The sequence below is a fragment of the Streptomyces sp. DH10 genome (genome assembly GCF_029813805.1).
In the GTDB taxonomy this organism is placed as follows: Bacteria; Actinomycetota; Actinomycetes; order Streptomycetales; family Streptomycetaceae; genus Streptomyces; species Streptomyces coeruleofuscus.
In genome coordinates, this window is record NZ_JARVKU010000004.1 from 315544 (window position 1) to 334932 (window position 19389).

Here is a 19389-nt window from a genome sequence, read left to right on the forward strand (position 1 = left end):
TGTCCCCCTGGAGAGTCCATGACGATCACCACTCCCCACCTCGGTAGCCCCGCCGGCGCCTGGACCGACGCTCAGCTGCTGTACGCACTGGAGGAAGTGGTCGAGAAGGAGCTCAACCGGCATCTGCAGGTCGTCAAGGACTGGATGCCGCACGAGTACGTGCCCTGGAGCGACGGGCGCAACTTCCCCGGCCTCTTCGAGGACGGCGAGGCCTGGGACAAGGAGCAGTCCAAGGTCACCGAGATCGGCCGCATCGCGCTCGTCGTGAACCTGCTGACCGAGGACAACCTGCCCAGCTACCACCACGAGATCGCCTCGCTGTTCGGCCGCGACGGCGCCTGGGGGACCTGGGTGCACCGCTGGACGGCCGAGGAGGGCCGGCACGGCATCGTGATGCGCGACTACCTGCTCACCTCGCGCGCGGTCGACCCGGACAAGCTGGAGCAGTTCCGCATGTCGCACATGAGCGAGGGCTTCGAGTCGGACAACCGGCACTCGATGCTCCACTCGATCGCCTACGTCGCCTTCCAGGAGCTGGCCACCCGCATCTCGCACCGCAACACCGGGCACCAGTCCGGCGACCCGGTCTGCGACCGCATGCTGGCCCGCATCGCGACCGACGAGAACCTGCACATGGTCTTCTACCGCAACCTCCTCAAGTCGGCGTTCGAGCTCGCCCCCGACCTGACCATGCAGGCCGTGCGGGACGTGGTCGTGAACTTCCGGATGCCCGGCCACGGCATCCCCGGCTTCGAGCGCGCCGCCGCGCAGATGGCGATCGGCGAGGTCTACAACCTGCGCATCCACCACGACGACGTGCTCCAGCCCGTGCTGCGCTTCCTGAAGGTCATGGAGATCGACGGCCTGGGCGCCGAGGGCAAGAAGGCGCAGGAGGAACTCGGCCTGTACATGGACGGCCTGGACAGCGAGGCGACGAAGTTCGACGAGAAGCTGGCCGCGCGCAAGGCCCGCATGGCGGCCCGGGCAGCCGGCGCCTGACGCCCGAGCCGGCGCATCCGGTTCCACGACTGCGGGGCCCCGACCGCCACGAGCGGCCGGGGCCCCGGTGTGTCGGCGCCCGGGCCCCCGGCGGGCCGCCACACGCGCGACGCGCGAGGTTTGCGGACTTCCACGCGGCCGCGGCGCGGCCCGGCACGGCGCGGCACGGCACGGCCCGGCACGGCACGGCACGGCACGGCACACGGCTACCGCGACGTGCGCCGCAGTTCCAGCCGCTCCTTCTCCGACAGACCGCCCCAGACACCAAAGCGCTCGTCGTGGTCCATCGCGTACTCGAGGCAGGCGTCACGGATCGGGCACATGCCGCAGATCCGCTTCGCCTCCCGCACCGAGCTGCCGGGCTCGGGGAAGAAGAAGTCCGCCCCGGTCTGTGCGCACAACGCCTCCTGCTGCCAGGCGAGTTCGGGCGAGATCATGGTGTCGATGTGCATGGCCAGAAGCGTTCCGGACGGTGAAAAACGTTCGATCAACGCGGGATCAACACCGCATTGACGGGCCTCCGGCCACCTTGATGGTCGCCCGCCGGACGGGCCGACGCACGGCGGCGCGCGGAAACCCGGCATCACGCCCCGGCGGCGCTCCGGCGGCGCTTGTCAGTGGGCGGTGCGAGACTCGGCAGAGTGGACGAACGGGCCCCTGTGCGAGGAGGGCGACGATGCTCACCACCCGTTATGTGACCGGCGCTCCGAACTGGATCGATCTCGGCACCCCCGACATCGACGGCGCCGCCTCCTTCTACGGCGACCTGTTCGGCTGGGAGTTCCGGCCCGGCGGCCCCGAGGTGGGGGGCTACGGCCTCTTCCAGCTGGGCGGCAGAACCACCGCGGGTGGCATGCAGACCACCCCGGAGCAGGGCCCGCCCTCCTGGACGGTGTACTTCCAGGCCCCGGACGCGGACGCCACGGCGCGGGCGGCCGGGCAGGCGCACGGATCGGTGCGGATGCAGCCCATGGACGTGCAGGACCTAGGCCGCATGGCGATCCTCGCCGACCAGGCCGGGGTGCCCTTCGGCCTGTGGCAGCCGGGCCGGAACACGGGCCTGGACGTCGTCCGGGAGCCCGGCTCGCTGTGCTGGCTGGAGCTGTACACGGCGGACGTCCCGGCCGCTGCCGCCTTCTACCACTCCGTGCTCGGCCTGGAGACCTTCGGCGTCGACTTCTCCGGCGGCACCTACACCACCTTCGCCCCGGCCGGAGAGGGCGAGGACGCCATGTTCGGAGGCGTCGTCCCGCTGGCCGACGACCCGGCCGAGGAGGAGGCGCACTGGCTGCCGTACTTCGAGGTCACCGACGCGGACGCCACCGTCGCCCGGGCCCGGGAACTGGGCGGCACGGTCCGCATGCCCGCCACGGACCTGCCGGACGTGGGCCGCGTCGCCAAGCTCACGGATCCGTACGGGGCGCGTTTCGCGGTGATCCGCAGCGGGCCCCAGCCGGGCTGAGGCCCGTCCGCCGGATCACGCGGGCCCCCACCGGAGTACGCGGACACCCGCCGGATCACCCGGGCGCCCCCGGACTACGCGGACACCCGCCGCATCACGCGGGTGCCCACCGGATCACGCGGATGCCCACCGCCGGGCTACCCGGACACCCGCCGGATCACGTGGGCCCCCACCGGAGTACGCGGACACCCACCGCATCACCCGGGCGCCCACCGGACTACGCGGACACCCACCGGACTACGCCGACGCCCGCCGCACCAGCGTCGTCGGCAGGACCACACTGGAGGGCGTGCCGCCCACGCCCTCGCGCGGAGTGCCCCGGTCGAGCCCCCGCAGCAGCAGGCGGGCCATCAGGCGGCCCATCTCCTCGATGTCCTGACGGACCGTGGTGAGGGGCGGGTCGGTCTGTTCCGCGACGGGCAGCATGTCGTCGAAGCCGATCAGCGCGACGTCGTCGGGGACACGCCGTCCGGCCTCGCGCAGGACGCGCAGCGCCCCCGAGGCCGTGAGGTCGTTGGCGGCGAACACCGCGTCGAGATCCGGGCAGCGGCCGAGGAGCTCGCGCATCGCCCGCTCGCCGCCGGCCGGGGTGAAGTCGGCCTCGGCGATCAGCCGCGGGTCGGCGTCCACCATGACGTCCCGGTAGCCGTCGAGCCGGTCGACGGCCGACGTCTGGTCGAGGGCGCCGGTGATGTGCGCGATGCGGGTGCGGCCGAGGCCGGCCAGGTGGCGGACGGCGTCGCGGGCGCCGCCGCGGTTGTCGCTGTCGACGTAGACCACGCCGCGCCGGTCTCCGCTCCAGCCGGGCCGCCCGCCGAAGACGGTGGGGACGCCCGCCCGCTGGATCAGCTCCGGCAGCGGGTCATCGAGGTGCAGGGAGAAGACGAGGGCGCCGTCGACATGCCCGCCGGCGAGGTAACGGCCGACCCGGGCGTGGTCGTCCCGGCCCTCCGTGAGCAGCAGCACGAGCTGGTTGTCGTGGGCCGTGAGTTCCTTGCTGATGCCGCGCAGCTGGTGCGCGAAGAACGGGTCGGCGAACACGCGGGTCTCCGGTTCGGCGACGACGACCGCGATCGCGTCGTGCCGCCGGGTGACCAGGCTGCGGGCCGCCTGGTTGGGTACGTAGCCGAGCTCCTCCACCGCCTTGCGGACCCGCTCGACGAGGATGTCCCTGACCCCGTCACCGCCGTTGACCACGCGTGAGACGGTCGCCCGCGAGACACCGGCCCGGGCGGCCACGGCCTCCAGGGTGGGACGCGGCGCTGTGTCGGTCACTTCGGGGCTCCTCACCTGCGGCTGCGGATCAGGATAGCCCCGGTGGCGGAGTGTGGTGAGAGCGCTCTCCAGCTGACCGGAAAGCCTCCGGGCCCACGCGCCCGTCAGTGGTCGTGGCCACCCCCCGGCGGCTTCTCCCCATGCTCGTGCGGGTCGTAGCCGGGAATCGTCCCGTCCGGCTTCTTCACCAGGAACAGTCCGACCATCCCCATGTCGGAGTGGCTCTGCACATGGCAGTGGTACATCCAGGCGCCGGCGCCGACCCCCTCCCCCGCGATGACCTGGAAGCCGAACGAGTCGGCCGGTCCCGTGATCTTGTTGTCGATGACCTGGCTGGGGTCGTCGGGGCCGGTCAGCATGCCCGTGCGGTTGTCCGCCCAGCGGTGACCGTGCATGTGGAAGGTGTGGTAGAACTCGCCGTGCGTGATCACGACGAACTCGACGCGATCCCCCACCGTGGCCTCGAAGTCGGGCCCGGAGTGCGGCGGCCTGTTGTTGATGAGCATGTCGTTGAAGACGACCGTGTGCGTCCGGTCGGGCAGGACGTCGCCCTTGCGGCGGACGATGACCGGGCCGTAGAGACCCTTCTGGAGCCCCTGGGTGCCGTGGTCCGTGCCGACGACGTGGTCGTGGTAATGCCAGTAACCCGCGCTGCCCGCCCGCCAGGTGCCGTCCTTGCGGCGGCCGGGGGCGTGGGTGCGCCAGGTGTAGGTGCGGGTCCCGCCCGGCTCGACATGACTGTGGTTCAGCTTGGTGCCGTCGCTGGTGATCTCGTAGTCCAGGCCGTGGACGTGCAGGCTCACCGCCACGTCCATGGTGTTCTCGAACTCGATGTGCAGCGTGTCGCCCTCGTTGAGCTCGATCAGCGGGCCGGGGACGGTCGCCTTGCCCTTCTCCAGGCCGTAGCCCATCTGCCCGTCGGCGAGCTTCTCCGCGTACAGCTTGATGCGTCTCACCTCGCCCCCGGCCGGTGCCGTCTTCGCCGGTCCGGCCGCGCTGACGGCCTCCGGCGCCACGGACAACGATGTCGCGACGGCCGCGCTCCCCAGCAGGACCCGCCGGTTGAAGCTGCGTCTGTCCATGCGGAACTCCCCACCCTGGTAAGGCCTTTACGGAGACGTACCTGTGATGAACCCGTGAGACGGTACCGGCCGCACTCCCGTTTATCCACACTCAAGACAAAGTTGGGGCCATCACGGTCATAGGTATTGGCGAGCCGGGCAAAGGGGTTTAGCTTCCTTGGCGGTGTTGCTGTGACCGTGGAGGTGCCCATGCACTTACGAGGGTTGAGCAAGGGAAGACGTGTCTGGGCGGCCTCCGTGGCCGCCGGGGTCGTGACCGCCGGACTGCTGGCGGGGCCCGCCAACGCGGGCCCGTACCCAGACCCCCCGCTGACAACGATGTCGATCAAGTCGCCGCCGGGCGGCGCGAATGTACGGGTGCTGATCTTCCACGGTTCCGCGGCGGCCGGGGACGAGTCGCCGGTGGTGAACGCCGGGATCGAGGCCATCGAGGACATCGGGCTGTCGGGACCGGCGAACCGCCGTTTCAAGGTCCAGGCCACCGACGACGCCTCGGTGTTCACCGACGAGACGAAACTCGGCCGCTTCAACGCGGTCGTGTTCCTGACCGGCGGGGGCGACGTCCTCGACGCGGAGCAGGAGGCGGGCCTGGAGGCCTACATGGAGGCCGGCGGCGGGTTCGTCGGCATCCATGACGCGGCGCGCGCTGAGCCGTACTCGGACTGGTTCACCGGACTGGTGGGTGCCCGACCGGCCGCGTCGAACCCGGCGTCCGCCCAGCGGGCGACCGTGGAGGTCGGCGACCGCAGGCATCCGGCCACCAAGGACCTTCCGGTGCAGTGGAAGCGCCCCGACAAGTGGCTGAACTGGGTGAAGAACCCCTCGGGCGACGTCCATACGGTGGCCCGGGTCCGGGAGTCGACCTATCAGCCAGGGGCGGGTGCCAACGGCTGGGACCATCCGGTGAGTTGGTGCCGTGACTATGACGGCGGACGCTCCTTCTACACCGGCATGGGCGGCACGGTGTCGTCGTATGACGAGGCCGACTTCCGTGCCCATCTGCGCGGCGCGCTGATGTGGACGACCCGGCTGGAGCAGGCCGACTGCAAGGCGACCATCAACGCCAACTACGCGGCGGAGCGGCTGACCAAGCCCAACCAGCCGGGGCGGAACGACCAGATCGGCGAGCCGCACGGGCTGGTGACCGCGCCCGACGGCCGGGTGTTCTACATCGGCCGGGGCGGCGCCGACTCCTCGCAGCCCGTGGTCACCGACTGGAACAACCCCGACATCGGCAAGGGCAAGGGCGAGATCCACGTCTACGACCCGAAGACCAAGCAGGTCACGCTCGCCGGAGCGCTCACCGTCTTCGGCAACAAGGGCGGCGGCGACGAACTGGTCAAGGTCGAGGAGGGGCTGCTCGGGATCGAGCTGGACCCGAGGTTCGAGCAGAACGGCTGGGTGTACCTGCACTACACGCCGCACTCCCAGATCAACCGCGAGACGCGGATGGCCGAGCGGCGGGTCTCCCGCTTCACCCTCGACCAGGCGACGAACAAGCTGGACCTGGGCAGCGAGAAGGTGCTGCTGAAGTGGCCGGTGCAGATCCACAGTTGCTGCCACTCGGGCGGTGGGATGGCCTGGGACTCCAAGGGCAACCTGTACATCGCCACCGGGGACAACAACTCCAGCGGGTTCAGCGGCGGTTACTCCGGCAACAACCCGCAGCCGAACTACAAGGGCGTCTCCTTCGCGGACGCGCGCCGCACGGCCGGCAACACCAACAACCTCAACGGCAAGATCCTGCGCATCCACCCGGAGCCGGACGGGACGTACACGCTCCCCGAGGGCAACCTCTTCACCGGGAAGGAGACCGACGAGGGCGGCGGCAAGACGCGCGGCGAGATCTATGTGATGGGGGTCAGGAACCCCGCCCGTATCTTCGTCGACAAGTCGACCGACGTGCTCTACGCGGGCTGGGTCGGCCCGGACGCGAGCGCCCCCTCGACGACCTGGGGTCCGGCCAAGTACGACACGTTCGCCGCCATCACCAAGGCGAGCAACCGGGGCTGGCCGTACTGCATGGGCAACAAGCAGCCCTACCGGGACCGCAATCTGCCGGACCCGTCCCAGCCGCTCGGCTGGTACGACTGCGACCACCCGAAGAACGAGTCGCCGAACAACGACGGTCTGGTCAATCTGCCGCCGGTCACCGGCAACAACATCTGGTACTCGCCGCAGGGCGGCGCGCCGGACTACCCGCGGGACGCGAACGGCGTCCCGTCGTACAAGCCGGAGGAGGCCACGTACCGGCTGCCCTGGCTGAAGGGCGGCGGGCAGGCCGCGATGAACGGGCCGGTCTACCGGTACGACACGGTCGCGTCGGACAGTGCCGTCAAGTGGCCGGCGTACTGGGACGGCAAGTGGTTCGTCGGTGACTTCTACGACGCCGACCAGCCGCGCAACGCGGTGCTCATGGACCCGAAGACGCAAGGCGACGGCGGTCTGCCGGTGCACTCGGAGTCGCTGAAGAAGATCGTGCCGATCGGCAACGACGGCATCAAGAACCTCATGGACTGGAAGTTCGGTCCGGACGGTGCGCTGTACGTCCTCGACTACGGCCGCGGCTTCTTCACCTCGGACTCCAAGTCGGCCCTGTGGCGGGTCACCTACAAGGGCGGCGGGCCGACCCCGGCCGCCGGTCAGCTGGCGAGGGGGACCGAGTGATCCGGCAACGAAGAATCTGGGCCGCCCTGCTGGCCGCCCTGCTCGTGATGCTCGGCGTGCAGGCCATGCCCGCCGCCGGGCAGACGCAGGCGCCGGCCGCCGAACAGGTCCTCACCTGGACGGCCGGCAACGACATCGACAAGTACCTCTCGGCGCCGAAGACGGCGGTCGCGGGCAGCGCGACGATCGTGTTCGAGAACAGCGTGGCCACCGGCAACACCACGGGCATGCCGCACACGCTGACGTTCGTGACCAGTGACCCCGAGTTCAACAACGACGTGCAGCTCAACATCCTGGCCAATCCGAACGACGCCCAGGGCGGCAAGCACACCGCCCAGGTCACGCTCACGCCCGGCCGGTACTTCTACCACTGCACCATCCCCGGCCACGGCCAGATGCAGGGCATCCTGGTGGTGACCGAGGGCACCGGCGAGGACACCACCGCGCCAGAGGCGTCGGCGCACGTGAGCGGCACGCAGAATACGCAGGGCGCGTACGTCGGTTCGGCGAGCGTGGCGATCCACGCCACCGACGAGGGCGGCTCCGGCGTCGAGAGGATCGAGTACGCGATCGGCGACGCGGGCGCCTGGCAGCCGTACACCGCGCCGGTCGTCGTCGACCAGGTCGGCGCCCACAAGGTCCGCTACCGCGCCTTCGACAAGGCGGGGAACGTCTCCGCCGAGAAGAGCGCCGAGTTCACGGTCGTGGCGCCGCAGTCGGACGACACGACCGCGCCGGAGACCTCGGCGACGGTGAGCGGCGAGCGCGACACCGACGGGGCGTACATCGACATGGCGACGGTCACCGTCTCCGCGTCCGACACGGGCTCCGGGGTCAACACGATCGAGTACGCGGTCGGTTCCGGCGCCTGGCAGCCGTACACCGCGCCCGTGATGGTGCACGAGGTGGGCGCGCACACCGTCCGCTACCGCGCCACCGACAAGGCGGGCAACGTGGCGGCCGAGAAGAGCGTGCGGTTCACGGTCGTGGCGGCGCCGCCGCAGGACACCACCCCGCCGGTGACGGGTGTGACCGTGGAGGGCACGAAGAACTCCGACGGGACCTACGTCAACAGCGCCCGGGTGACCGTCACGGCGACCGACGCGCACGGCTCGGGCGTCGAGAGGATCGAGTACTCGCTGGACGGCGGGCCGTACCTGGCGTACACGGCTCCGGTCGTGGTCGACCGGGCGGGCGCGCACACCGTGGCGTACCGCGCGACCGACAAGGCGGGCAACACCTCGGCGGCCCTGACGGTGACCTTCACGGTCGTCTCCGGCCAGGTCCCGGCGCCCGACTGTCCCGAGTACGACGAGCGGTTGACGGTGATCGTCGGCACGGTCGACTCCGGGGTGCGCAACCGCGTCACCGACAACCGCTGCCGGATCGGCGAGCTGATCGAGGACGAGAAGGAGTGGACGTCCCACGCGCTGTTCCTCAAGCACGTGACGTCCGTCCTCGACCGCCTGCTGAAGGAAGGGGTCATCGACCAGCGGGAGTACAACGCCATCCGCAAGGCCGCGCGCCAGTCCGGCATCGGCAAGCCGGGGCAGACCGAGGGCTACCGGGCCATCTTCGACGGCAGCGCGGAGTCCCTGGCCAAGTGGCAGCAGGTGGGCGGCGGTTCGTTCGGGCTGAACCCGGACGGGACGATCACCTCCAGCACGACCACACCGGGCATGGGCATGCTGTGGTTCCCGCAGCGCAAGTACGGCGACTTCTCGCTGAAGCTCCAGTGGCGTGACGACGCTCCCGGCACGGGCAACGCCAACTCGGGCGTCTTCGTGCGCTTCCCGTGGGTCCACGACCACCCGGAGGAGTCCCGGCCCGAGTGGGTCGCCATCAAGTACGGGCACGAGGTGCAGGTGCTCGACCGGCCCGACGGCGACATGTACAAGACGGGGTCGGTCTACGGTTTCGACCGCGTGGGCCTGGCCGGCGCGGGCGTGACGCAGAAGGGCACCTGGAACGACTACGAGATCCGCGTGGAGGGCCAGCACTACTCGGTGTTCCGCAACGGCGTGCTGATCAACGAGTTCGACAACACCGGCGGCCAGCAGTTCACCCCGCCCCGCTCGGACGACCCGGGCACGGACGGGCGGCGGTTCGCCTCCGGCTACATCGGGCTCCAGGTGCACGGCACGACGGACGTGGTCTCGTACCGCGACATCCGGATCAAGGAGTTGTAGGCCCGCCGGGCGTCTTCCTGGCCCTGCTCGGCTGTACCCGCCTCGGTTCCCCCGGCATCTTGGGATACTCGGGCGGGTACGGCAGGTCTCCCAGCCCGTGGTCGTGTTCGTCTCGGCGGGCGAGGTCGAGCAGGGCCTCCAGGGAGTAGCGGTGGTCGTCCATGTCCGCGTGCACGTCGCCGAGTTCGGCGAAGCGCGCGGGCATGGTCGCGAGGTCGAAGTCCTGGGGGTGCGCGACTCCCACCTCGTCCCAGCGCAGGGGCGCGGAGACGGGGGCGTGCGGGCGGGGCCGTACGGAGTAGGCGGAGGCGATCGTGCGGTCGCGTGCCGTCTGGTTGTAGTCGATGAAGATGCGCTTGCCCCGCTCCTCCTTCCACCACTTGATGGTGACCTGCTCCGGCATCCGCCGCTCCATCTCCCGGCCGACGGCGATGGCGGCGCGCCGGACCTGGGTGAAGGTCCAGCGGGGTTCGATGGGCACGAAGACGTGCAGGCCGCGGCCGCCGGAGGTCTTGGGGAAGCCGCGCAGTCCGCCGAACTCGTCGAGTACGGCCCGTAGTTCGTGAGCGGCGCGGACGGCGTCCTCGTAGTCGGTGCCGGGCTGCGGGTCGAGGTCGATGCGGAGTTCGTCCGGGCGGTCGACGTCGTCGCGGCGGACCGGCCAGGGGTGGAAGGTGAGGGTGCCGAACTGGGCGGCCCACACCACGGCACCGACCTCGGTGGGGCACATCTCGTCGGCGCTGCGGCCGCTGGGGAAGGTGATGTGCGCGGTCGGGATCCAGTCGGGCATGTTCTTCGGGGCCCGCTTCTGGAAGAAGTTCTCGCCGGTGACGCCCTCGGGATAGCGCTCCAGGGTGGTGGGCCGGTCGCGCAGGGCGCGCAGGATGCCGGGGCCGACGGCCAGGTAGTAGCGGGCGAGGTCCAGCTTGGTGAAACCGCGCTCGGGGAAGAAGACCTTGTCCGGGCTGGACAGCCGTACGGTCCGGCCGCCGACCTCCAGTTGCACCGCGTCACCCATGCGAGCCACGGTAGGCGTACCCCGCACACCTCGCACATCGGGCGTACCAGGCTGTAAAGGCGCAGAATCGGACCATGGATCTGCCGGTGATGCCCCCTGTGCTGCCGATGCTCGCCAAGTCCGTGGCGGCGATCCCGGCGGGCATGCAGTACGAGGCGAAGTGGGACGGATTCCGGGCGATCGTCTTCCGCGACGGGGACGAGGTCGAGCTCGGCAGCCGTACCGGGAAGCCTCTGACCAGGTATTTTCCCGAGCTGGTGACGGCCGTGCGGGAGCGGTTGCCCAAGCGCTCGGTGGTGGACGGGGAGATCGTGATCGCGCGGGAGGGGCATCTGGACTTCGACGCGCTGACGGAGCGGATCCACCCGGCGGACTCGCGCGTGCGGATGCTGGCCGAGCGGACACCGGCCTCGTTCGTCGCCTTCGATCTGCTGGCGCTGGGAGACGAGTCGGTGATGGACGTCCCGCTGACCGACCGGCGGGAACTGCTGGAACGGGAGCTGTCGGGAGTGACGGCGCCGGTGCACCTGGCTCCGGCGACCACCGACATCGAGGTGGCGCGCAGCTGGTTCGAGCAGTACGAGGGGGCGGGCCTGGACGGGGTCATCGCCAAGCCGCTGACCGTGCGCTACCGGCCGGACGAGCGCGCCATGTTCAAGATCAAGCACGAGCGTACGGCCGACGTGGTCGTCGCCGGCTACCGCCTGCACAAGAGCGGCCCCGTGGTGGGCTCGCTGCTGCTCGGCCTGTACGACGACCGGGGCACCCTCCAGCACGTGGGCGTGTCCGCCGCGTTCCCGATGAAGCGGCGCGCCGAGCTGGTGGAGGAGCTGGAGCCGCTGCGCATGGACGATGTCCAGGGGCATCCGTGGGCGGCCTGGTCCGAGGAGGCTGCACACGAGACGGCACGGCTGCCCGGCGCACCCAGCCGCTGGTCGGCCAAGAAGGACCTGTCGTGGGTACCACTGCGGCCGGAGCGGGTGGCCGAGGTGGCGTACGACCACATGGAGAACGGACAGCGCTTCCGCCACACCGCCCGCTTCCGCCGCTGGCGCCCGGACCGGACCGCGGAGAGCTGCACGTACGCGCAGCTTCAGGAGCCGGTCCGCTATGACCTGGCGGAGATCTTCGGCGTCTAGGGGGCATCACGGTCTATCGGCGGATCCAGGCCCCCGGGAACCCCACGAGCCTCTTCCGGCGTCTTGGCCCACGTCACCCCAGAACCGCATGGAGGTCAGGCCGGCCGATGGCACCCGACGGAAACAGGTCGACCGACCGGGCGGCCGTCGGCATCGGGGCGCTCGGCGTCGTCCGAGGCCACCGCCGCGCGCTGTACGGCCTCACCCTCCACGTGTCCGTCCTGACAGCCGTGGCCGGCTGCGCGATCCTGGCCGGCGGGTTCGCGGCGACCTGGGACACCTTCGAGGGCGTCCGCGACTACGCGGACGCCAACATCGCCAACGAGGACTCCTACGTGGCGTACGCCGACGGCGGCATGCCCCCGTTGGTGCGGGCCGGTGCCGTGGTGTCGCTGCTGCTGCTCTTCCTGGCCCTGCTCGTCGTCTCCGTCCTGCACACCGCGTACGCCGTCGTCGACTCCCACGCGACGCGCGACGGCGGACCGCTGACCACCCGCGAGGTGTGGCGGCGCACCCGTCCGCGCTTGCCCGCCGCCCTCGTGGTCAACGCGCTGACCGGACTGGCCGTGTGCGCCATCGAGGTGGCGGCCCTGATGCTGTGGGGCCTCGTCGACAGCGGCGAGGTGCCCGGTGTCGAGCCCACTCCCCCGCACGAGACCGCGACCCCGCAGTACACGCTCGTGGGCTGGGTGCTGCCGATCGCGATCGGGTGCCTCGGCCCGCTGCTGTACTTCCGCCTCTCGGTGGCCACTGCCGAGACGGTGCTGGAGCGCCGCTCCCCGTTCACGGCGTTGCACCGCTCCTGGGTGCTGACCCGCCACGCACGGTGGCACACCCTGGGCGTGGGCACGCTGGTCACCGCGGCCGCCGTGCTCGTCTTCGGGGCGGCCCGCTACGCGGCCGCTCCCCTCGCCCACCTCGCCGGTCTCGGCATGCTGGGGCTCAGCGACGACAACGTGTGGATCACCGGTGTGCTGGTGAAGATCCTTCCGACAGCCGTGGCCCTGCTCCTGCTGCCCCCGGTGATCATGCCGCTGGTGTGCGCGGTGTCCGCCCGTCTCCACGGAGACCTGCGCGCACGCGAGGAGGCGGCGCGGGGCGTCAGGGCTGCATCAGCACCTTGACCGCGCCGTCCTGCTTGCGCTGGAACATCTCGTACGCGTGCGGGGCCTCCGACAGCGGCACGCGGTGGGTGGCGAAGTCCTCGACGCCGAGCGGGTCCTCGTCGGTCAGGTACGGGATGATGTCGTCGCTCCAGCGGCGGACGTTGGCCTGGCCCATCCGCATCTGTATCTGCTTGTCGAACAGGGTGAGCATCGGCAGCGGGTCCGCCATGCCGCCGTAGACGCCGGACAGCGAGATGGTGCCGCCGCGCCGGACCAGGTCGATGGCGGTGTAGAGGGCGGCGAGGCGGTCGATGCTGAAGCGTTCGGCGAGCGGGCCGCTCAGTTTGCGGGGCATGATCGCCGTGGCCTGCTGGGCGAGCTTGGCCGCCGCGCTGCCGTGGGCCTCGGTGCCGACCGCGTCGATCACGGCGTCGGGGCCGCGGCCGTCGGTCTCGTCGCGGATGGCCTCGACGAGTTCCTTCTCGCTGTCGAAGGACCTGAGGTCGTACGTCTCCACGCCGCGCGAGCGCGCCCGGTCCAGCCGCTCCGGGACCAGGTCCACGCCGAACACCCGCCCGGCACCCTTGACCTGGGCCACCCGGCAGGCCATGTCGCCGATGGGGCCGAGGCCGAGCACGGCGATGCTGCCGCCCTGCGGGACGTCGGCGTAGGCGACCGCCTGCCAGGCGGTGGGCAGGACGTCGGAGAGGTAGACGAAACGGTCGTCGGGCGGGCCTTCCGGCACCTTGATCGGGCCGTACTGCGCCTGCGGGACGCGCAGGTACTCGGCCTGGGCGCCCGGCACCGCGCCGTACAGGCGGGTGTAACCGAACAGGGCGGCGCCCATGCCCTCGCCGTGGACCTGGGTGGTCTCGCACTGGGTGGGCAGGCCGGTGAGGCACATCCAGCAGTTGCCGCAGGCGATCTGGAACGGCACCACGACCCGGTCCCCCACCTGGAGGTCCGGGACGCCGGCGCCGACCTCCTCGACGATGCCGATGGGCTCGTGGCCGAGGATGTCCCCGGGGGTCATGAACGGCGTGAGCACCTCGTACAGGTGCAGGTCGGAGCCGCACAGCCCGGTGGAGGTGACGCGGATGACCGCGTCCGTCGGTTCCTGGATCCCCGGATCGGGCACGTTCTCCACGCGTACGTCCCGCTTGCCCTGCCAGGTCACTGCCCTCATCGCCTCGCGCTCCCTCCGTCAGCGTGCGCGTCGGTGGTTCGGCGACACCCGAGTACCCGTGCGCCTCGCCCTGCAACCTTGAGCCGATCGGCGGACGAAGCGGAGACCCTCCGTCAAAAACGATCGGGTATAGCCACCTGTGGACATATAAGTGCACAATCAAGGCAAATCGATGACATGAGGCCGGTGGCGACGGTGGGCAGGGAACGAGGGGCGCGCGGTCGGCGCGCGGCGACGACGACGGCGCTGCTGGCCGCCACGGTGACGGCCGCCCTGGCGGCGGGCTGCACCGGCGGCAGCGGCCCCGGCGACGACGGACGGGGCTCCGCCCGCGAGTCGGAGCGGGGCACATCGCCCTCGGCTACCGGCTCCTCCGTGCTCGCCGTCAAGCTCGACAACGCCACCGCGGCCCGGCCTCACACCGGCCTCGACGCCGCGGACGTGGTGTACGCGGAGCAGGTCGAGGGCGGGCTGAGCCGGCTGATGGCGGTGTACGCGACGCAGTTGCCGAAGACGGTGGGACCGGTGCGCAGCGCACGCGAGTCGGATCTGGAGCTGCTGCGCCAGTTCGACCAGCCCGTCCTCGCCTTCTCCGGCGCGCAGAAGAAGCTCCTGCCGCTGATCGACGGGGCACCGCTGCGGGCGCAGACGCCGGGCAGCGCCCCCGAGGCCTACTTCCGCGGCTCCGGCAAGCCCGCCCCGCACAACCTCTTCCTGCGACCCGAGCGGCTCGTGCCCGAAGAACCGGGACAGTCCGCCCTGACCACCGGCTTCCGCTACGGCTCCGCCCCGGCCGGCGGCACGGCGACGGCCTCGCAGACGGTGCGCTACCCGGCGGCCCGTTTCACCTTCACCTGGTCGGACTCCCGGAACGGCTGGCTGGTCGGCATGGACGGCGCGCCCGCCACGACAGCCGACGGGAAGCGGGTGGCGGCCGCGACGGTCGTCGTGCAGTACGTGAAGGTGCGCGAATCCGGCTTCCATGACTTCCTCGGCAACAACACGCCGTACACCGAGACGGTGGGCTCCGGGAAGGCCAAGGTGCTGCGCGACGGGCGGGCCCACGACGTGAACTGGGAGCGCGCGGACGCCGCGGACGGCACGGCGTTCACCACCGGCGACGGCACACCGGTGAACTTCGCGAGGGGCCAGGTGTGGGTGGTGTACGCCAAGGCGTCCTGACCGGCGGGCCGCTCCGGTCAGCCGGGCGCCACCAGGGACTCCCCCGGGTTGCGCAGCCCCTCGGCCGCGTCCGCGACCCGCCGGATGAGGTCGAAGAACACCGTCCGCTCCTCGGCGGTGAGCGGGGCGAGGAACACCTGGTTCATCCGGGCGGTGCGCACCGTCAGCTTGCGGTGGGTACGCACGCCCTCCTCCGTGAGGCGCAGCAGGAAACGGCGGCCGTCCTCCGGGTCGCGGACCTTGTCGAGGAGTCCGCGCCGGCCGAGCCGGCTGATCACCTCGGCGATGGTCGACCGGTCCAGGCCGACCCGCTCCCCCACCGTGCGCTGGTCCAGCCCGGGCTCGGCGACGAGTGTGTTGAGGACGGCGTACTGGGGGGAGGTGATCTCCTCGGAGACCATCGTGTTCCACAGCAGGTAGTGCGCCTGCTGGAGCCGCCGGGCCAGGTGCCCGGGGTGGGTGGTGAGGTCCGCCGCCGCCATGTGCACCCCTCGCTTGTTTTCGTTGGTGCACTGAACAATACCCGGCCGCTTCTGGACTGTCTGCCGTCCACGCGAGGCGACGGCGGCCGAAACTCCCAGGTCTTGACGCCCTGCCGTCCCGGTGGCAGCGTGAGGGGAGCTTCGAGGAAATACTCAGTGCCCTGACTAAATCTGGGTCGGGACGCTCGGAAGAGATGGGGCTTCTCGGATGGACAAGGTGGTCGCCACAGCCCTGGAGGCGGTGGCCGACGTCCCGGACGGCGCGTCGCTCGCGGTGGGCGGTTTCGGGCTGAGCGGTGTGCCGAACGTGCTGATCGGGGCGCTGTACGAGCGCGGAGTGGCCGGGCTGTCGGTGGTCTCCAACAACTGCGGGGCGATGGAGTCGGGCCTGGCGGTCCTGCTGGCCGCCGGCCGGATCGCCCGGGTGACGGGTTCCTACATCGGCGCCAACAAGGAGTTCGCCCGGCAGTACCTGGCCGGTGAGCTGGAGGTCGAGCTGATCCCGCAGGGCACGCTGGCCGAGCGGCTGCGGGCCGGCGGCGCCGGGATCCCCGCCTTCTACACCCCGGCCGGGGTGGGCACGCAGGTCGCCGAGGGCGGGCTGCCGTGGCGCTACGACGGCTCCGGGGGTGTCGCGGTGGCCTCGCCGGCGAAGGAGGTCCGGGAGTTCGACGGGACCGAGTACGTGCTGGAGCGGGGCATCCGGACCGACTTCGCGCTGGTCCGGGCCGCGAAGGGCGACCGGCACGGCAACCTGGTCTTCGGCAAGTCCGCCCGGAACTTCAACCCGCTGGCCGCGATGGCCGGGCAGGTCACGATCGCCGAGGTGGAGGAGCTGGTGGAGCCGGGCGAGATCGACCCGGACGCGGTGCACCTGCCGGGGATCTTCGTACAGCGGGTGCTCGCGCTCACCGCCGAGCAGGCGGCCGACAAGAAGATCGAGCAGCGGACGGTGAGGTCCTGATGGCCTGGAGTCGCGAGGAGATGGCCGCGCGGGCGGCGCTGGAGCTGCGGGACGGCCAGTACGTCAATCTGGGCATCGGCCTGCCCACCCTGATCCCCAACTACCTCCCCGAGGATGTCGAGGTCGTCCTCGAATCGGAGAACGGCATCCTGGGCACGGGCCCCTACCCCACCGAGGACCAGGTCGACCCGGATCTGATCAACGCCGGGAAGGAGACGGTGACGGTCCTGCCGGGCGCGTCCTTCTTCGACTCGGCGCTGTCGTTCTCGATGATCCGGGGCGGGCACATCGACGTGGCCGTGCTCGGTGCCATGCAGGTGTCCGCGCGGGGCGACCTGGCCAACTGGGCGGTCCCCGGCAAGCTGATCACCGGGATCGGCGGGGCGATGGACCTGGTCCACGGCGCCCGTACGGTCATCGTCGTCATGACGCACACCGCCAAGGACGGCTCCCCGAAGATCCTCACCGAGTGCGCCCTGCCGCTGACCGGCAAGGGGTGCGTGAACCGGGTCATCACCGACCTCGGCGTCCTGGACGTCACCGACGACGGGCTCGTCCTGGTGGAGACCGCTCCCGGCGTGACCGCCGCCGAGATCGTCGCCAGGACCGACGCCGAACTGACCGTGCCGGAGGGCGTGAAATGAAGGACGTCTACATCGTCGACGCGGTCCGCACGCCGATCGGCCGCTACAACGGCGCACTGGCCGGCGTGCGCCCGGACGACCTGGCCGCGCACGCCATCCGCGAACTCCTCGCCCGCACACCGGAGTTGGATCCGGCGCGGATCGAGGACGTGTACTTCGGCAACGCCAACGGCGCCGGTGAGGAGAACCGCAACGTCGGCCGGATGGCCGCCCTGCTCGCGGGCCTGCCCACCTCCGTGCCGGGCGTGACCGTCAACCGGCTGTGCGCTTCCGGCCTGGAGGCCGTGATCCAGGCGGCCCGTGCCATCGCGCTCGGCGACGCCTCGATCGCGCTGGCCGGCGGGGTCGAGTCGATGACCCGGGCGCCGTACGTGCTGCCGAAGAGCGACAGGCCCTTCCCGGCCGGGCACACCGAGCTGTACTCCACCACCCTCGGCTGGCGCATGGTCAACCCGCGCATGGAGCCCCAGTGGACGATCCCGCTGGGCGAGAGCGCGGAACTCATCGCCGACAAGCACAAGATCGGCCGCGATCAGCAGGACGAGTTCGCGTTGCGCAGTCACGAGAAGGCCGCACAGGCTCAGCGGGCCGGTCTGTTCGACGCCGAGCTGGCACCTGTGGCGATTCCGCAGCGCAAGGGCGACCCGGTCGTCTTCGCCGCCGACGAGAGTGTCCGTCCGGATGCCTCACTGGCGGCGATGGCCAAGCTGAAGCCGTCGTTCCGCAAGGAGGGCGGGACGGTGACGGCGGGCAACGCGTCGCCGTTGAACGACGGTGCGGCGGCGCTGCTGCTGGTGGATGAGGAGGGGTTGAGGGCTACGGGGCGCGAGCCACTGGCCCGGGTGTCCGCCACCGGCGTCTCCGCGATCGACCCGCACTACTTCGGGCTGGCGCCCGTGGAGGCGGTCAACCGGGCTTTGGCCAAGGCCGGCAAGGGCTTCGACAACCTGTCCGTGCTGGAGCTGAACGAGGCGTTCGCCGCGCAGGTGCTGGGGTGTGTGGCCGAGTGGCCCGAGTTCGATCCCGCGATCCTCAATCCGCAGGGTGGGGCGATCGCGCTGGGGCATCCGCTCGGTGCGTCGGGGGCCCGGCTCGCCGGCACGGTCGCCCATCAGCTGGCCCGGCGTGGCGGCGGTGTCGGTGTCGCCACGCTTTGTATCGGGGTGGGCCAAGGCCTCGCCCTCGTCCTCGAACGTTGACGAAACGCAGGATCACGATGACTCTCACCCAGCACGACATCGACCAGGAGATCGCGGCCGAGCGTGCCGCGTACGAGAAGCGGCTCGCCGACGGCGGGCCCGTCGAGCACCAGCCGCGTCGCGACTACGCCCCGTACCGCTCCTCGGTGCTCCGCCACCCGAAGCAGCCGCCGGTCACGATCGACGTCAGCAAGGACCCGGAGCTGGTGGAGCTGGCCTCGCCGGCCTTCGGGGAGCGGGACATCACCGAGATCGACAACGACCTCACCCGGCAGCACCACGGCGAGCCGATCGGCGAGCGCATCACCGTCTCCGGACGGCTGCTCGACCGCGACGGCCGCCCCGTCCGCGGCCAGCTCGTGGAGATCTGGCAGGCCAACTCGGCGGGCCGCTACGCCCACCAGCGCGAGCAGCACGACGCCCCGCTGGACCCGAACTTCACGGGTGTGGGCCGCACGCTCACCGACGACGAGGGCCGCTACCGCTTCACCACCGTCCAGCCGGGCCCGTACCCGTGGCGCCAGCACCTCAACGCCTGGCGGCCGGCGCACATCCACTTCTCGCTCTTCGGCACGGCGTTCACCCAGCGGCTCGTGACGCAGATGTACTTCCCGAGCGACCCGCTGTTCCCCTACGACCCGATCATCCAGTCGGTGACCGACGACGCGGCCCGGCAGCGGCTGGTCGCGACGTACGACCACGCCCTGTCGGTGCCGGAGTTCTCGATGGGCTACCACTGGGACATCGTGCTGGACGGCCCGAACGCCACCTGGATCGAAGAAGGGCGCTGACCTG

Annotated in this window: 17 protein-coding genes; 11 read left to right on the forward strand and 6 right to left on the reverse strand. The window is 70.9% G+C overall.

Going from position 1 to position 19389, the window contains the following annotated elements:
* Positions 1-18: 18 nt before the first annotated feature.
* Positions 19-999 carry an acyl-ACP desaturase gene (locus QC385_RS10905; protein ID WP_279541059.1) on the forward strand — a complete coding sequence of 327 codons (981 nt, stop codon included), beginning with the start codon at positions 19-21 and terminating at the stop codon, positions 997-999.
* A gap of 206 nt (positions 1000-1205) precedes the next feature.
* Here the strand turns inward: QC385_RS10905 and QC385_RS10910 are convergent, their stop codons facing one another.
* Positions 1206-1451 (reverse strand): WhiB family transcriptional regulator, encoded by a 246-nt coding sequence (locus QC385_RS10910; RefSeq protein ID WP_279541060.1) that lies wholly within the window; start codon positions 1449-1451, stop codon positions 1206-1208.
* Between the two features lie 224 nt (positions 1452-1675).
* Here QC385_RS10910 and QC385_RS10915 point away from each other — a divergent pair, with 224 nt between their 5' ends.
* Positions 1676-2461 carry a VOC family protein gene (locus QC385_RS10915; protein WP_279541061.1) on the forward strand — a complete coding sequence of 262 codons (786 nt, stop codon included), beginning with the start codon at positions 1676-1678 and terminating at the stop codon, positions 2459-2461.
* A 237-nt stretch (positions 2462-2698) separates the two neighbouring features.
* Here the strand turns inward: QC385_RS10915 and QC385_RS10920 are convergent, their stop codons facing one another.
* Together QC385_RS10920 and QC385_RS10925 are read right to left on the reverse strand one after the other, a co-directional pair.
* Positions 2699-3736, reverse strand: coding sequence for a LacI family DNA-binding transcriptional regulator (locus tag QC385_RS10920; RefSeq protein WP_279541062.1), 1038 nt, complete (start codon positions 3734-3736; stop codon positions 2699-2701).
* A 104-nt stretch (positions 3737-3840) separates the two neighbouring features.
* Entirely contained in the window at positions 3841-4818 is a 978-nt protein-coding gene (locus tag QC385_RS10925; RefSeq protein WP_279541063.1) for a multicopper oxidase domain-containing protein, read from the reverse strand.
* Between the two features lie 189 nt (positions 4819-5007).
* Here QC385_RS10925 and QC385_RS10930 point away from each other — a divergent pair, with 189 nt between their 5' ends.
* Positions 5008-7485: a ThuA domain-containing protein gene (locus QC385_RS10930; protein ID WP_279541064.1), complete on the forward strand. Its 2478-nt coding sequence runs from the start codon at positions 5008-5010 to the stop codon at positions 7483-7485.
* A gap of 47 nt (positions 7486-7532) precedes the next feature.
* Positions 7533-9674, forward strand: coding sequence for an OmpL47-type beta-barrel domain-containing protein (locus QC385_RS10935; RefSeq protein ID WP_279541246.1), 2142 nt, complete (start codon positions 7533-7535; stop codon positions 9672-9674).
* On the opposite strand, the gene ligD is transcribed toward QC385_RS10935, so the two are convergent.
* Positions 9661-10692 carry a non-homologous end-joining DNA ligase gene (ligD, locus tag QC385_RS10940; protein WP_279541065.1) on the reverse strand — a complete coding sequence of 344 codons (1032 nt, stop codon included), beginning with the start codon at positions 10690-10692 and terminating at the stop codon, positions 9661-9663. The two genes, QC385_RS10935 and ligD, sit on opposite strands and share 14 nt — an antisense overlap.
* A gap of 74 nt (positions 10693-10766) precedes the next feature.
* Here ligD and QC385_RS10945 point away from each other — a divergent pair, with 74 nt between their 5' ends.
* Together QC385_RS10945 and QC385_RS10950 are read left to right on the forward strand one after the other, a co-directional pair.
* Positions 10767-11831 carry an ATP-dependent DNA ligase gene (locus QC385_RS10945; RefSeq protein WP_279541066.1) on the forward strand — a complete coding sequence of 355 codons (1065 nt, stop codon included), beginning with the start codon at positions 10767-10769 and terminating at the stop codon, positions 11829-11831.
* A gap of 107 nt (positions 11832-11938) precedes the next feature.
* Complete coding sequence (locus tag QC385_RS10950) at positions 11939-12955, forward strand: hypothetical protein (protein WP_279541067.1); 1017 nt, start codon at positions 11939-11941, stop codon at positions 12953-12955.
* Here QC385_RS10950 and QC385_RS10955 read toward each other — a convergent pair.
* Entirely contained in the window at positions 12933-14123 is a 1191-nt protein-coding gene (locus QC385_RS10955; RefSeq protein ID WP_279541068.1) for a zinc-dependent alcohol dehydrogenase, read from the reverse strand. The genes QC385_RS10950 and QC385_RS10955 overlap by 23 nt on opposite strands.
* A gap of 177 nt (positions 14124-14300) precedes the next feature.
* Here QC385_RS10955 and QC385_RS10960 point away from each other — a divergent pair, with 177 nt between their 5' ends.
* Positions 14301-15305, forward strand: a complete 1005-nt coding sequence (locus QC385_RS10960) for a DUF3048 domain-containing protein (protein WP_279541069.1) — start codon at positions 14301-14303, stop codon at positions 15303-15305.
* Positions 15306-15322: 17 nt separating this feature from the next.
* On the opposite strand, the gene QC385_RS10965 is transcribed toward QC385_RS10960, so the two are convergent.
* A complete protein-coding gene (locus QC385_RS10965; protein ID WP_086846700.1) occupies positions 15323-15787 on the reverse strand; it encodes a MarR family winged helix-turn-helix transcriptional regulator in 465 nt (154 codons plus the stop codon).
* 208 nt (positions 15788-15995) lie between these two features.
* Here QC385_RS10965 and QC385_RS10970 point away from each other — a divergent pair, with 208 nt between their 5' ends.
* From QC385_RS10970 to pcaH, 4 genes are read left to right on the forward strand one after another with little or no spacing between them, the layout of a single operon-like run.
* The gene (locus QC385_RS10970; protein ID WP_279541070.1) at positions 15996-16751 is read left to right on the forward strand and encodes a CoA transferase subunit A; all 756 of its coding nucleotides are present in this window, start codon (positions 15996-15998) and stop codon (positions 16749-16751) included.
* Positions 16751-17395 (forward strand): CoA transferase subunit B, encoded by a 645-nt coding sequence (locus QC385_RS10975; protein ID WP_279541071.1) that lies wholly within the window; start codon positions 16751-16753, stop codon positions 17393-17395. The genes QC385_RS10970 and QC385_RS10975 overlap by 1 nt, the downstream gene beginning before the upstream one ends.
* On the forward strand, positions 17392-18594 hold the full coding sequence (locus tag QC385_RS10980) for a thiolase family protein (RefSeq protein WP_279541072.1): 1203 nt from the start codon (positions 17392-17394) through the stop codon (positions 18592-18594). The genes QC385_RS10975 and QC385_RS10980 overlap by 4 nt, the downstream gene beginning before the upstream one ends.
* 17 nt (positions 18595-18611) lie before the next feature.
* Positions 18612-19385, forward strand: a complete 774-nt coding sequence (gene pcaH / locus QC385_RS10985) for a protocatechuate 3,4-dioxygenase subunit beta (protein ID WP_279541073.1) — start codon at positions 18612-18614, stop codon at positions 19383-19385.
* Positions 19386-19389 lie beyond the last annotated feature (4 nt).